At 63.6% G+C, this 12,482-nt stretch carries 11 protein-coding genes and 1 pseudogene; 7 read left to right on the top strand and 5 right to left on the bottom strand.

Annotated elements, in window-relative coordinates:
• From NDI65_RS14455 to glmM, 3 genes and pseudogenes are all read right to left on the bottom strand, one after another.
• Nucleotides 1-433: pseudogene (locus tag NDI65_RS14455) on the bottom strand (thioredoxin); the annotation flags it as partial.
• Nucleotides 434-673: 240 nt separating this feature from the next.
• Nucleotides 674-1,663 (bottom strand): hypothetical protein, encoded by a 990-nt coding sequence (locus NDI65_RS14450; RefSeq protein ID WP_226908784.1) that lies wholly within the window; start codon nucleotides 1,661-1,663, stop codon nucleotides 674-676.
• An 86-nt stretch (nucleotides 1,664-1,749) separates the two neighbouring features.
• Nucleotides 1,750-3,081, bottom strand: coding sequence for a phosphoglucosamine mutase (gene glmM / locus NDI65_RS14445; RefSeq protein WP_089780936.1), 1,332 nt, complete (start codon nucleotides 3,079-3,081; stop codon nucleotides 1,750-1,752).
• A gap of 391 nt (nucleotides 3,082-3,472) precedes the next feature.
• Here glmM and NDI65_RS14440 point away from each other — a divergent pair, with 391 nt between their 5' ends.
• A complete protein-coding gene (locus NDI65_RS14440; protein WP_082256491.1) occupies nucleotides 3,473-3,703 on the top strand; it encodes a PadR family transcriptional regulator in 231 nt (76 codons plus the stop codon).
• Nucleotides 3,704-3,820: 117 nt separating this feature from the next.
• Entirely contained in the window at nucleotides 3,821-4,930 is a 1,110-nt protein-coding gene (locus NDI65_RS14435) for a rhodanese-like domain-containing protein (protein ID WP_310893772.1), read from the top strand.
• Between the two features lie 766 nt (nucleotides 4,931-5,696).
• Here the strand turns inward: NDI65_RS14435 and NDI65_RS14430 are convergent.
• On the bottom strand, nucleotides 5,697-6,629 hold the full coding sequence (locus tag NDI65_RS14430; RefSeq protein WP_089780934.1) for a hypothetical protein: 933 nt from the start codon (nucleotides 6,627-6,629) through the stop codon (nucleotides 5,697-5,699).
• A 452-nt stretch (nucleotides 6,630-7,081) separates the two neighbouring features.
• Between NDI65_RS14430 and NDI65_RS14425 the strand changes: the two genes are divergently transcribed.
• Both NDI65_RS14425 and NDI65_RS14420 read left to right on the top strand, forming a co-directional pair.
• Nucleotides 7,082-7,846 (top strand): SDR family oxidoreductase, encoded by a 765-nt coding sequence (locus NDI65_RS14425; protein WP_042666569.1) that lies wholly within the window; start codon nucleotides 7,082-7,084, stop codon nucleotides 7,844-7,846.
• A gap of 934 nt (nucleotides 7,847-8,780) precedes the next feature.
• Entirely contained in the window at nucleotides 8,781-9,470 is a 690-nt protein-coding gene (locus tag NDI65_RS14420) for a hypothetical protein (RefSeq protein WP_226908783.1), read from the top strand.
• Between the two features lie 27 nt (nucleotides 9,471-9,497).
• Here NDI65_RS14420 and NDI65_RS14415 read toward each other — a convergent pair whose 3' ends face one another.
• Complete coding sequence (locus tag NDI65_RS14415; protein ID WP_042666572.1) at nucleotides 9,498-9,719, bottom strand: hypothetical protein; 222 nt, start codon at nucleotides 9,717-9,719, stop codon at nucleotides 9,498-9,500.
• Nucleotides 9,720-9,924: 205 nt separating this feature from the next.
• On the opposite strand from NDI65_RS14415, the gene NDI65_RS14410 reads away from it, so the two are divergent.
• The 3 genes from NDI65_RS14410 (at nucleotide 9,925) to NDI65_RS14400 (ending at nucleotide 12,435) form a co-directional block, all read left to right on the top strand.
• Entirely contained in the window at nucleotides 9,925-10,677 is a 753-nt protein-coding gene (locus tag NDI65_RS14410; RefSeq protein WP_089780932.1) for a pirin family protein, read from the top strand.
• An 82-nt stretch (nucleotides 10,678-10,759) separates the two neighbouring features.
• Nucleotides 10,760-11,770: a ring-cleaving dioxygenase gene (locus tag NDI65_RS14405; protein ID WP_310893771.1), complete on the top strand. Its 1,011-nt coding sequence runs from the start codon at nucleotides 10,760-10,762 to the stop codon at nucleotides 11,768-11,770.
• Nucleotides 11,770-12,435: a dienelactone hydrolase family protein gene (locus NDI65_RS14400; protein WP_089780928.1), complete on the top strand. Its 666-nt coding sequence runs from the start codon at nucleotides 11,770-11,772 to the stop codon at nucleotides 12,433-12,435. Before NDI65_RS14405 ends, NDI65_RS14400 begins: the two co-directional genes overlap by 1 nt.
• Nucleotides 12,436-12,482: the final 47 nt, after the last annotated feature.

Raw genomic sequence — 12,482 nt, 5'->3', positions numbered from 1 at the left:
TCCAGAACATGAACTCGAAGAACTGCCAGAAGTTCTCGGGTTCGACGTCCCAGACGCCGTGAGCCGCGCGGGCGGCGCGGGCTTCGCCCTCGTCGTCGCCGACGAGGTAGGTGTCGATAGCGTCGGGGCGGTACGAGAGGAATCTGAGTTCGAGGTTGAGGTCGCCGGTGAGGACGTACTCGCGGACGACGTCTTCGAGGTTGTGCTGGACGAAGTACTGCGAGGAGTCCGACAGGAAGTTGACGTAGACGACGAGGGTGGGGTTCTCCTCGTCGGTGCCCATCGTCGGGTAGAGTCTGTCGCGGAGATACGGTGCGGTCCCGACGACGCCCGGCGAGAACGCCGCGGCCGCGTTTCCAGTCCCGATAGTTCCAAGTAGCGCGAGTCCGCCGGAGGCGGTGAGAAAGTTACGGCGGGTGAATTGAGTATCCATTTATGTTCATTTCACTGAACGTTACGGATTCGAGAAAGTCACAGCCTTCACATATTCAGCTTTTTTATACTATCGCAAAAACTGACCGTATCGAACCTCGCCGCGTTACGGTATGTTACCAGTTCGCGAGGCGAATGCGCCCCCAGAAGTTCAAGCGCGCACTACTCGGAGGGATTGACTGAACGCCCTGCGCCGCCACTCACTGTGTGTTCGGCCGTGAGAGCGGGCTCTCCGGTCGCATCATTCGGTGGTGAACCTGAGTGTGTAACTGAAGTAGCGGTCATCGTACCGGAGGAACCGACGTTCGAGGTCTGGGTCGACGTCAGCGTCTTTCTCGACGTTGCCATCGAGATACACCCAGTGACCGAGCTTTTTCAGGAGCGATTCGAAGGCGGTCGAGTACGGGTGTGACTCACGGTACGGCTCGGCCGTCGCTTGCCGGAGAACCTCGCGCTCCGCCTGCGAGAGTTCCTCTCGCGTCACCCGCGCGTCGAGGACCGCCGCCTGCAGAATCGTCTCGATTTCGGCCGCAGACTCGGCGACGGGGTCGACGTCGGCCCGATAGACCGCTTCGTGAAACGTCTCTCGGGTGAGTTCGACTTCGTAGATAATGTCCCGATATTCGACGTGAGACGCGCCGCGTTCGCCGATGAGGTCGCTCGCCCCCGCTGCGTCGTCGTCCCGGTAAACGTAACCGTCGCGTTGGACCAGTCCGTTCGGAACGCCACCGGTGTTGCCTCGTGCTCGCGCGGCGAAGAACGCGACCTGTACCGCCTGTTGGTCGACCTCGGGGAGCGACGAATGTGCGACGTGGTCCGGGACGTGTTCGAGCTTGTCAGTGCGGCCGACTTCGAACAACCGGAGAACCGGATGGGTGACAGTCTCCTCACCGACGACGAGCGCATCGAGGTGGTAGTACGTCCCGTTGCGCCGCGCGTAGGTCGGGGTATCGTCTCCCCGAGCGGGGAACGGCCTACGAGACTGCGTCGTGTACTCCGTGCCGTTGAGTGTGGTGTTAAACGCGTCTTCGTCCCACGGAGGTCGCGTCTCGGCCAGGTCCACGACGTACCGCTCTCGAAGCGAGCCATCGAACGGGAACAACGAAAAGACGAGTTGCCGCGAGCCGGTCTCCGAATCCGAGAGGGCCTGTGAACAACCGCCAAGCGCCGCTGTGAGCAGTGTTCCGCCGGTCGCGAGGAGTCGTCGCCGCGTCGTGGTTGGGGAGGGCACGGCTCTCCTTCTCCCAGAACTGTCAAAGTTGTTTCTTTTCGAACGGCTGCGCGGAGCCCAGCCCCTACAAGGGCCGACCCCCCGATTCAAGCGGGGACGGTGTCGGCGCAGGACTCGACGAGGGTCAGCGCCTCGTCGAACAGTCGGTCGGTCGCCGTTTCGGTTCGCGCCTCGGCGGTGACCCGAACGAGCGGTTGCGTTCCGCTCGCCCGGATGAGGAACCACCCTTCGTCGGTCTCGACGCGAAGGCCGTCGCGGTCGTCGATGTCGACGTCGTCGTACTCCTCGCGGACAGCGCTCTCGACGCGGTCGAGGACGCCCGTTTTGTCGGTCGTCTCGACGCTCTCGCGGCGAAGCGGGTAGCTGTCGACACCGTCTACGAGGTCTGCCAGCGGGCCGCGCCGCGAGACGAACTCCACGAGCTTACACGCCGCGAGCGGGCCGTCTGGACACGGCGTCTCGTCGGCCCAAATCCACGCGCCGGAGGGCTCGCCGCCGAAGACGACGCCGGGTTCGGCGCACTTCTCGGCGACGAACACGTCTCCAACGCGCGTTCGGACCGCGTCCGCGCCGACGGTCGCAACCGCGTCGTCGACGGCGAGGCTCGTGTTCACCGGAACCGCGATTCGGTCGCCCTCGGACGCGGCCTCGCGCCCGAACAGGGCGAGAAGCGTGTCGCCGTCGACGAAGTTCCCGTCGCCGTCGACGGCCATCATCCGGTCCGCGTCCCCGTCGTGGGCGATACCGAGGCTCGCGTCGGTCGCGGCGACGTGGGCTTGGAGCCCCCGAAGCGTCTCGTCGGTCGGTTCGCTCGGACGGGCGGGGAACCGGCCGTCGCGCTGGCCGTTGAGCGTCGACACCGTACACCCGAGGTCGGAGAGCGCGTCCGCCGTGAGCCGTCCCGTCCCGTTTCCGATGTCGACGACGACGGAGCAGGTGTCGTCGAGGTCGACGCTCGATGTGAGCGCGTCGCGGTGGCGGTCCTCCACGCACCGGCGTCGTTCGGACCCCACGCCGTCCCACGCGGCGAACTGGTAGTCCTCGTTTTCGATGCGTCGCTCGATGGCGGCGCGCCGGTCCGCATCGAACGCCCGGCCGGACGCGGCCCAGAGCTTCACGCCGTTGTCGGTCGGCGGGTTGTGCGACGCGGTGATGACGGCGCCGGCGTCGGCGTCGAACCACTCGACGGCGCGCGCGATAGACGGCGTCGGTTGGGTTCCGAGCCGGATTACGTCGGCTCCGCACTCCATGAGTCCGGCGACGAATGCGTGTTCGAGCATCGTCCCGCTTTCGCGCGCGTCGCGGCCGACGACGACGCGCCCGGAGACCTCGCTACCGAGGGCACGGCCGATACTGAGCGTCAGTTCCGCCGTAACGCCTTCGCCGACGGGGCCTCGAACGCCGCTCGTTCCAAACATACTCCGCAAGTAGGCTGCGGGGTTCCTTACTATGGGATGAGTAAGAAACCGCTCGACGGCGAGTTGGCTCCCGGCTGGCCGCGGCCGAGGAGGGCCGTCATCGCGCGGCGTCCGGCGGTCGGCAGTCGCGGCGTGCTGGCGCAGTCGCCCGAATCCGCGAGATACCGCGCTTCGGGAGACCGAACCGGCTTCGGCTTATGATGTGTTTATTCGGACGGTCGACGTCCGTTGTGGTGGGTGTAATCCGAGAAACGACCGTTTCATCCGTTCTAGGGTCTCTTTAGGGTCACAACTATCTCCGAAGTTCATATAGGGTGCGCTCGTGGCATCTCCTATGTGCGTACACGAATTAACCGCGATTCAACGCGATTTACTGTTCGTTGTGCGAGGAATGAGCGACTCGTCTGGGCAGACGATAAAGACCGAACTCGAAGAGACACAGGGGCGTGACCTGCTCACGGGTCGCGTGTACACGAACCTGAACGAGCTCGTCGACAAAGACCTCGTCAACAAGGGGAGCAAGAACGGACGGACCAACGAGTACTCGCTGACTGACAAGGGCCGCGACGCGGTCGAAAAACGCCGCCGCTGGGAGCAACGGTTTCTCAAGCAGACCGCGTGAGCGGTGATTTAGTGGTCCGATAGGTTCGCAGCCTCCGAACTGCTCACCAGAGATATCGAGGACGCTCGACCCTTATTCTGTATATAATAAACATCTGATGATTAGTAGTGGCTGGTGATGACAGAACGACAGTCGAGCCGCAGACGGTTCCTTCAGTTGACCGGTGCAGCGACGATTGCCGGACTCGCGGGCTGTTCGAGCGGGTCTTCGGACGAGACGACGACCACAACCCGGACGACCACCTCCGCCTCCACGCAGACGACGCAGACGACCACGGCCGCGCCGGAAAACCAGATGCGTGGGCCACGCGAGGGCGACGACTTGCCGACCGACTCCAAGCCCTCGGACGGTTACCCGCCGGAGTTCGACACCGTGCCGGAAGAGCGGTCTATCGACACGAGCGCTTACGACACGCTCACCCGAGAGGTTCAAGGCGTGACCGTCGAGGTCCCGCTCGTTCCCATCGAAGACGCGTACTACTGGTACGCGCGCGGGGAGGCGCGGTTCGTCGACGCCCGCAGCGAGACCGGATACGAGGTCTCTCACATCTTCGGGTCCGTTCTCAGCCCTGCACCGGACGGGCGTGCGCTCGACCCCACGAGCGACTGGAACGAGGCGGACCGCGTGGTGACCTACTGCCACTGTCCGCACCACCTGTCGTCGCTCCGAGCGGCGATGCTGCTCTCGACCGGCTTCGAGAACGTGTACGCCATCGACGAAGGCTTCCAGTCGTGGCTCGACCGCAACTACCCGCTTGCGGGGTCCGATACGAACCGGGACTACACGGTTCGGACCATCGAAGGCGAGACCAACCGACTCGACGCCGGCGAGACGGCATGGGCGTTCCATCCGCAGACCGATCAGGTCGAAGCGACCGAAATCGAATCCGACGGCACGTACACGCTCGAACTGAAGTTCGTGCAGGTCGACGCGCAGAGCACGATTCAGGTCGAGACGCCGAGCTATGCAATTCAGGCCCCGCTGAGTGAACTGACGAGCGGAACCGTCACGGCCGGTACGGGCACACCGGCCGAACAGACGAGGTCGGCTTCGAGTTCCACGAACGAGACGACGAACAGCACCGGAACGAACGAGACCATGACGAACGGTACCGAGACGAACGAGACCATGACGAACGGTACCGAGACGAACGAGACCATGACGAACGGTACCGAGACGAACGAGACCATGACCGACAGTTCGTACTCGCTGAACTGGCGCATCTGACCGGGGACCGACCGGCGGAAAGAGCGGAACTCGCCCCGTGGTGATTCTGTGCGTCTCGGTTTCGGCTTGTAGGCGACAGATATTGATTAGTTGACTTTATCTAGTGCATCGTTGTCGCATCTGGACAACGAGGTTTAGTAAAACATCGGCCAGCCATCGGTTTCTAATGATGAATCATATTTCGCTATATCAAATATCGCGGCTGAAGGCCCGCAGTTTCGGAGGATGGTTTTGATGCGTGACTTAGCTGCAGCATCGGTGAGGAAGAATCAACTTCTCAGTAGCGCCTGCCAATCTCCGTCCATCTCCCAAGTTCACCCAATCGAAACCGCGGCGTCTAGTGATGCGCCAGCACCGGAGAAGGAACACCGTCATTTGTTAGGGAGAACAGCTCGTTGAACTCCTCTGCCGCTGATCGTTTGCTGAGGCCGTGCTGAATACAGCGCGCAGTCGGTCAGTTGAACCTGTTGGTATCTATGTGCCACCGAATCGAAGTGCTCGAACCACCGCTGTGTGGTCCGGGTCCCGAGGGTGCTGATATCGTCACCATCCACAACAATACGTTCGAACAGAGCAGTTTCGTGTACGGGTCACCGGGCGCTGTGAACAACGACGATGCGACGCTCAACGCCACGAACGACTCCTCGAACTCAGGAGAGGGATGCCGTCACTGGGAGTCGTGAACCCGAGACACCCGTTCGCGACTCCAATCGAGTATCGTGAACAGCACGTCCAGATAACGCGATTCGAGAGACTATATGGCCGTTTAGGCGTCTGAGATGGGCGTCGTGTGAGTCGGTTGTGTCTCGAAGAACCGCCCCGTCGGGAGCGACGAGATGTCGATAAATTCGTAGTCAGTCGTGTAGGTAAGATATAGCCCCGTCTTCGCGACACTCGAAACGGCCGTCCCTGCGGTCCACGTGAGGAACATCGAGCCGAACACCACGAGCGCACCCAGAAGGGGAACGAGGTCGGACGCGGGGACTGCCCCAACTACTGGTCCAACGATTTGCTGGAACTCCGCCGCGCCGAGGTAGACGACAATCCCGACGCCGAGTTGCCCGATAATGAGAGGGACGAGTCCGAGGATGGCGAAGAAAGTCTTGACACCGAGTGCGACGACGAGTGTCTCGCCGAGATTCGACCGAACGGTCCGGAGACTGTGGCGATACATCTCGAAGACACCTGCATCATCGAGCACGGCCGACGGGATGGCGAAGAACGAAAGCGTCGTAAACGAGGCAGACAGCACCGTCGCGGTGAGCGTCGCCGTGACCGACCCGCGGTCACGCTCAAGGATGGTGAGCAGCCCACCGATGACGCCGACGACGGCCGCGTGAAAGCAGACCGATTGCCACGCGCGGCCGACGCGTGACAGGGAAGTACCGAACGACGCCTCGCCAGTCTGAAGCAGGGGAGCCACGTACGCCACGAGCCACGCGTTGACGACGACCGAACAAACGAGAAGGAGGTCGAGACCACCCACGACGAGCAACGCGAACTGCAGCCCAGCCGGAAGGCCCGGCAGCACACGACCGAGCCACCGACTCTCGTAGCCGACGTAGATTCCCCCGAAGATGACCGACCCGATTGCGACGATGAAAAGCGGGAATAACAGCAAACGCCGGTGGTCGGCGAACACGCCGACGCCCTTGAGTCCGAGTATCTTCCCTCGGGTGAACGCGTTCCTCGTACGCATCTGTACTCGTCACTCACCCATCACCGACATAATTGTTCGGTTAAGTGAACAGTCAACTGAAACAGGGAACCAAGACTGCCGTACCGTTCTGCCGACTCATCCACGGCGAATCTCATCGGAAGCAACCTTGAGTTTCCGACGAACCCAATCAGCGAGGCATCGCGTCGACAACGCCGACCACGACCACGGAGATGAGTCCGACCAATTGCGATTTGATCAGTGACGCTCCGCTGACGAGCGCCGCACGGCACAAGGCGGTCGGTTTTAGCCTTTCTGCGAGACGCGACCGCAACCCGGTTCGTACCGACCGCGGGAGCCGAGTTTTCTGGTCCGAGTCACCGTACCGCCACCGCGGGTACCGCCGGGAGACGAGGCGCTCGGGAACGGGATTACTTAAACACCCATTCCAGATAGCATAACCGGGAAGCCAGTAAGGTGACTACTAACAGGTGATGTCAGAAGAATTCGGTTCGGAACTGGACGGGCAGGTCGCAATCGTCACCGGCGCCTCGTCGGGTATCGGCAGCGCGACCGCCAAATCCCTCGCCTCGCGCGGTGCCAGCGTCGTCGTCGCCGCCCGCCGCGAAGGCGAACTCGAAGAGCTCGCCGCAACCATCGAAGACGACGGCGGAGACGCTCTCGTCGTCCCGACAGACGTCACGGTCGACGACGACATCGACAACCTCGTCGAGGCGACCCTCGACGAGTACGGTCGCATCGACATCCTCGTCAACAACGCCGGTCTGATGCCGCTGGCGCACATCGGCGAGGCGGACCGCGAGACGCTCCAGACGACCATCGACGTGAACCTGACCGGCCTCATCACGCTCACGCACGCGGTCGTCCCGACGATGATGGAACAGGAAAGCGGCCACATCGTCAACCTCTCGTCGGTCGTCGGCCGGTTCCTGCAGGCGAACAGTTCGCACTACAACGCCGCGAAGGCGGGCGTCAAGATGTTCAGCGACTCGCTCCGACTCGACGTCGCCGAGGCCGGAATCCACGTCTCGTCGATTGAACCCGGCGCGGTCGACACGGAACTGCTCGACCACATCCCGGACGACGAGGTCCAAAAGAACGTCAAAGACTACGTCGGCACGATGGACGCGCTCGCGCCCGAGGACATCGCGCGGACGATCACGTTCGTCGTCACCCAGCCCGCGCGCGTCGATATCAACGAAGTTCTCATCCGCCCCCTCGACCAGGTCCAGCCCTAATCGGCTTCGAACAGTTCCCCCCCGGGGCCGCGTTTCGACGGCGCGGCGACACTGCGGGGGTGCTCGACACGCCCGGACGTCCCTTGATTGGCCGTAAATAGAGCCTTCGTTCGGTTCGAACGCGGTGTTCGGCCGGCCGCGTTAATGGCCCGCAGAGCGCCCACCACGCCGCGTGTTCGACGAACGGAGTGATACTTTCGGAACCGAGACTGGACGTCGACTACCAAAAACCAGTAATAACGTCGGTATCGGTCTGAACACATGTGAGAGATGACACAGATACATCTGTAATTCAGTGTGTTTCGAGTCCCAAGCCGGACGGTAGTCGGGCGTGCTCGAATCGACCCCCGTTGTCACGTTTCACCGTCCGTGCCCCGGGAGGTAAGCCCCCGAGGATGAATCGCGCTAGTAATGGGCGCATTACGAGTGAAACTACATCGGAATGGAGGCGACGACGTCACGGTGGTCGAAGCCGAAAAAAGTTGTTAAACTGTTAACTCAGTATTTTATAGTTAGTGCAATAATCTCTGGAGGAGTTATCTCCAACCGGATATACAACCGATACGAAAATTCCAGACAGGAGCGTTCTACCGCTGGATTTTTGAACTGTCGTCTGTCGGAAATTGTGTCGCTCGTCGATGACAGCGAGAGGCTCTCCGTCGCGGTCGAGAGCGTTCCACCCAGATGGTATCCGCTGATATTCAACCGATAGACGGCTTATTTCCTAAAATATCGCGGAGTATGAACACCAGTTCGCGTGTGTGAAGGAGTCAGTCGACGTTTCACAGAAATCATTCAAAACACAATATTATGTAAGATATATCAGAAAAAAATAGTATTAGAACCGCACAAAATGCCGGACGAACTACGGTCGCGGAAGTGGCACCCCGAGAGTACCGCGGGGATTATACCAGCGCGCGCAATCCGATGACGAGTGAGCGATTCCAACGAGACCGAACCCGAGATAGCGTGGACCGCGGACGTGAACGGACTGCGGGGTCTCCCGATGCGAATCGCGTTCAACGGCGTCGACTTCGGCCGCGTGTTGTGGTGGGGCGTGTTCGCCGTTGCTCCCCTCGCGTTACTGATTTTCGGGGCGCTGGCCGGTGACAGCGGCCCGTTCGTGTACAGTATGTACTGCGCGGTGATACTGACGGCAGTCCTCCAGAGTTCGGAGCGGTTCGTCCGCATGAGCGTCACGGTCGACGGGGACGCCGGCGGGCTCGAAAGCACCTACCACATGGGCGACCCCTCGCTGTTTCGGAGCGACGAGGACGTGACCACGTCGCTCGCGGACGTCGAAGCCGCTCGGTTCGTGACCCTCAGGGACCGGACCGCAGTCCGACTGTCCTACGGGAAATCGGTCGTCAACAAGCCCTCGATGTTTCTCGTTCCGGACGGGGTCGAATCCCGGTTCCGCGAAACGCTCCGACGACACGACGTGTCGATTCGTGCGGATTCGACGCCGAAATCGGCCGATTGGGTGTGGGTTCGGTTCGCCGTGACCGCGCTCTTTTTCGGTGCGATTCCGCTCGGCACGGTCGTCGTCTGGCCCGCCGGTTCGGTTCCCTTCCTGCTGGCCGTGTTCGGGCACGCCGCCTTCGTGCTTCGGCAGGGGTGGTGACGGCGTGGGCCGCTCAGGAGGGCGGTCTCAGGGCAGAAGCGACAGCAAATCGAGGAGTACCTGTTTCACCCGCTCGTTGGAGACCGCGTAGCCGACCGCGAACATGAGACTGACCACGCCCCCGACGGCCACCGACGCGGGGACGCCAGCGTCGGCCGGGCCGAATACGGAGACCACTCCCGTCGCGACGATGCCGCTCAGTACGACGAACAGCCAGCTTTGCCGCGGCGTCCATCGACTCGTCTCCATTCAGCTATCCTGTCGGCTGTCGGAACAAAACGTTTGCCACCGGGTGGTCGAGCCGGAACCAGACTGTCGACGCCGGTGGCCGTCCGCCACTCGCGACCGTCACTCGTCGGTGGTTCCGAGACCCGTCGCCGGTGACACCGACGTCACCTGCTTTCGGTCACGTCGCCGAGAAGGTATATAGAGTCGACGCGTAGGTGCGCACGTAATGAAAGTCGGCTCCGAGACGAAGCTCTACAAGGCGGAGCGAACCGACGTCTCCCAGAATCAGGGGAAGTTCCGGACCTACTTCAACTTCCCCGGACGCGCCCTCCCGGACCACGCGGACCACGGCTACGGCCCGCTCGCGACCATCGTCGAGTCGTTCATGGACCCCGACACGCACATCGCGATGCACCCCCACCGCGACGAGGAAATCATCTCGTGGGTGCCCGCGGGCGTGATGCGCCACGGCGACCAAGACGGCAACGACCTCGTCACCGACGCCGACCACCTGATGGTGATGAACGCGGGCGAGACGTTCTGGCACGAGGAGTTCACCCGCGCGGACGACCCGCCGCTGCGGATGCTCCAGATGTTCGTCCGGCCCCACAGTCTCGGGCTGGAGCCAAACGTCCAACACGAACCCATCGACGCCCCCGTCGAGGGCGAGTGGCGGCACCTGTTCGGCCCCGAGGGCTCCGACGCGCCGCTTTTCGTCCGCAACGAGGTCGACCTCTTCGACCTCCGTCTCGACGCCGGGTCGAGCGCCGACCTCCCCGAAATCGAGGGCCGGGACGCGTACTTCTACGTGTTCGACGGCGCGGTCGAGGCCGCGGGCACGCGCTTCGGGAAGACCGAAAGCGGCCTGCTCGTCGACGACGCCGGCGTGACGCTCACCGCCGACGAGGACGCCACCGTCGTTGCCTTCCTCGTCGACCCCGACGCGCCCGTCACCCGACAGGGGACCATCGGTCGCTGACCGCGGTCCCGACGCGCCGAACCGTCCCCGTCGCGCCATCGCCATCGCTCCCGCCGTCCCTCAGAACACTCCACCCAACTCGATGCTCACAGACACCGCCGGAATCCACCACGTCACGGGAATCGTCCGCGACGCGCAGGCGAACGTCGACTTCTACGCGACGACGCTCGGCCTGCGCCTCGTCAAGCAGACGGTGAACTTCAACGAGAAGTTCACGCGCCACCTGTTTTACGGCGACGAGACCGGGTCGCCCGGAACGGCCCTGACGTTCTTCCCGTACCCCGCCGAGGAGCCGGGACGCCCCGGGACGCCGCAGATTCGGACCGCGTCGCTGGTGATTCCCCCCGAGGCCGTCGACTACTGGGCCGACCGCCTCGCCGACCGCGGCATCGAAGTCGACGGCCCGTTCGAGCGGTTCGGCGAGACGGTCATCCGGTTTTCCGACCCCGACGGGACCGACCTCGAACTCGTCACCGGCGAATCGTCGGTCGAACCGTGGACCGACGGCCCGGTCCCCGCGGAGCGCGCGATTCGCGGCATCCACGGCGTCACGCTCCACTCGACGAATCCCTTCGTGACCGCCAGCGTCCTCGACACGCTCGGGTTCGACCTCGTCGCACAGGAGGGCGACCGCGTCCGCTACCGAGCGCCGGGCGACCGGGCGACCACCGTCGACCTCCTCGACCGGGACGGCGAGTTCGGCCGCGAGGGCGCGGGGAGCATCCATCACGTCGCGGTCCGCGTCGAGGACGAAGCCCAACTGTACGAGTGGCACGACCTGTTCCGCGAGCGCGGCTACGACGTGTCGCGGGTGAAAGACAGACACGTCTTTCACTCGCTGTACGTCCGCGAACCGGGCGGCATCCTGTTCGAGCTCGCGACCGACGGCCCCGGGCTCACGTTCGATGTCGACCCGGAAACGCTCGGTCAGTCGCTGTACCTCCCGCCGTGGCTGGAGGAGGACCGCGAGATGATACGGAGCCAACTGCGTCCGCTGGACCTGCCGACTGGCGTTGGAGGCGACGACGGGGACGACGGTGAGGACGAGGGCACCGCGGGCGTTGGACCCAGTAGCGACGGCGGGTCGAACTGATGTCACCCCGACCGACCGCGCCTCGGTCCGCGACCGACCCCCACGAAGGACAGGAGATTGCGACGGCCGGTGCGCCGCCGCAGGTCGCCGACGCGGCCGTCGTCGTGCTCCACGGCCGCGGGTCGAAAGCGCGGCACGCCCTCACGCTCGTCGACGAGTTCCTCCATCGGGGCGTGATGTATCTCGCGCCGCAGGCCGCCGGAAGTTCGTGGTATCCGGCCCCGGCCGCTGGTCCCATCGAGCGAAACGAACCGTGGCTCTCCTCGGCGCTCGGCCGGGTGTCGGCCGCGCTCGACATCGCCGCCGACGCCGGAGTTCCGCCCGAGCGAGTCGTCTTCTTCGGGTTCTCGCAGGGCGCGTGTCTCGCCGCCGAGTTCGCGGTTCGGAACCCCCGCCGGTACGGCGGCCTCGTCGCGCTCTCGGGGAGCCTTCTCGGACCCGACCTCGGGAGTCGAACCGGCGACGGCGGCCTCGGCGGCACGCCCGTCTTCTTCGGAAGCGGCCGCGACGACCCCCGCGTCGACGCCGACCGAGTCGAGGCGTCGGCCCGAATCTTCGCGGGGCGCGGAGCCGACGCGACGAGTCGGCTGTACGAGGGACTGGGCCACGCCATCAACGACGACGAAGTCCGGGTTACCAACTCGTTCATCGAGCGACTCGACTGACTGGACAGACGGGTCTCGGGGGGTCGGCGAAGAAAAAACGAGCGTGC

The organism is Haloferax sp. S2CR25, from assembly GCF_031624535.1.
GTDB classification, from domain to species: domain Archaea; phylum Halobacteriota; class Halobacteria; order Halobacteriales; family Haloferacaceae; genus Haloferax; species Haloferax massiliensis.
Note: the sequence above shows the minus strand (reverse complement) of the source record. Positions and strands in the feature narration are given on the sequence as shown.

Coding starts and splice junctions, on each gene's coding strand:
- glmM (WP_089780936.1), bottom strand. CDS start 3,081: ATGTTTGGAACGAGCGGCGTTCGAGGCCCCGTCGGCGAAGGCGTTACG.
- NDI65_RS14405 (WP_310893771.1), top strand. CDS start 10,760: ATGCTCACAGACACCGCCGGAATCCACCACGTCACGGGAATCGTCCGC.
- NDI65_RS14415 (WP_042666572.1), bottom strand. CDS start 9,719: ATGGAGACGAGTCGATGGACGCCGCGGCAAAGCTGGCTGTTCGTCGTA.
- NDI65_RS14425 (WP_042666569.1), top strand. CDS start 7,082: ATGTCAGAAGAATTCGGTTCGGAACTGGACGGGCAGGTCGCAATCGTC.
- NDI65_RS14410 (WP_089780932.1), top strand. CDS start 9,925: ATGAAAGTCGGCTCCGAGACGAAGCTCTACAAGGCGGAGCGAACCGAC.
- NDI65_RS14430 (WP_089780934.1), bottom strand. CDS start 6,629: ATGCGTACGAGGAACGCGTTCACCCGAGGGAAGATACTCGGACTCAAG.
- NDI65_RS14435 (WP_310893772.1), top strand. CDS start 3,821: ATGACAGAACGACAGTCGAGCCGCAGACGGTTCCTTCAGTTGACCGGT.
- NDI65_RS14440 (WP_082256491.1), top strand. CDS start 3,473: ATGAGCGACTCGTCTGGGCAGACGATAAAGACCGAACTCGAAGAGACA.
- NDI65_RS14400 (WP_089780928.1), top strand. CDS start 11,770: ATGTCACCCCGACCGACCGCGCCTCGGTCCGCGACCGACCCCCACGAA.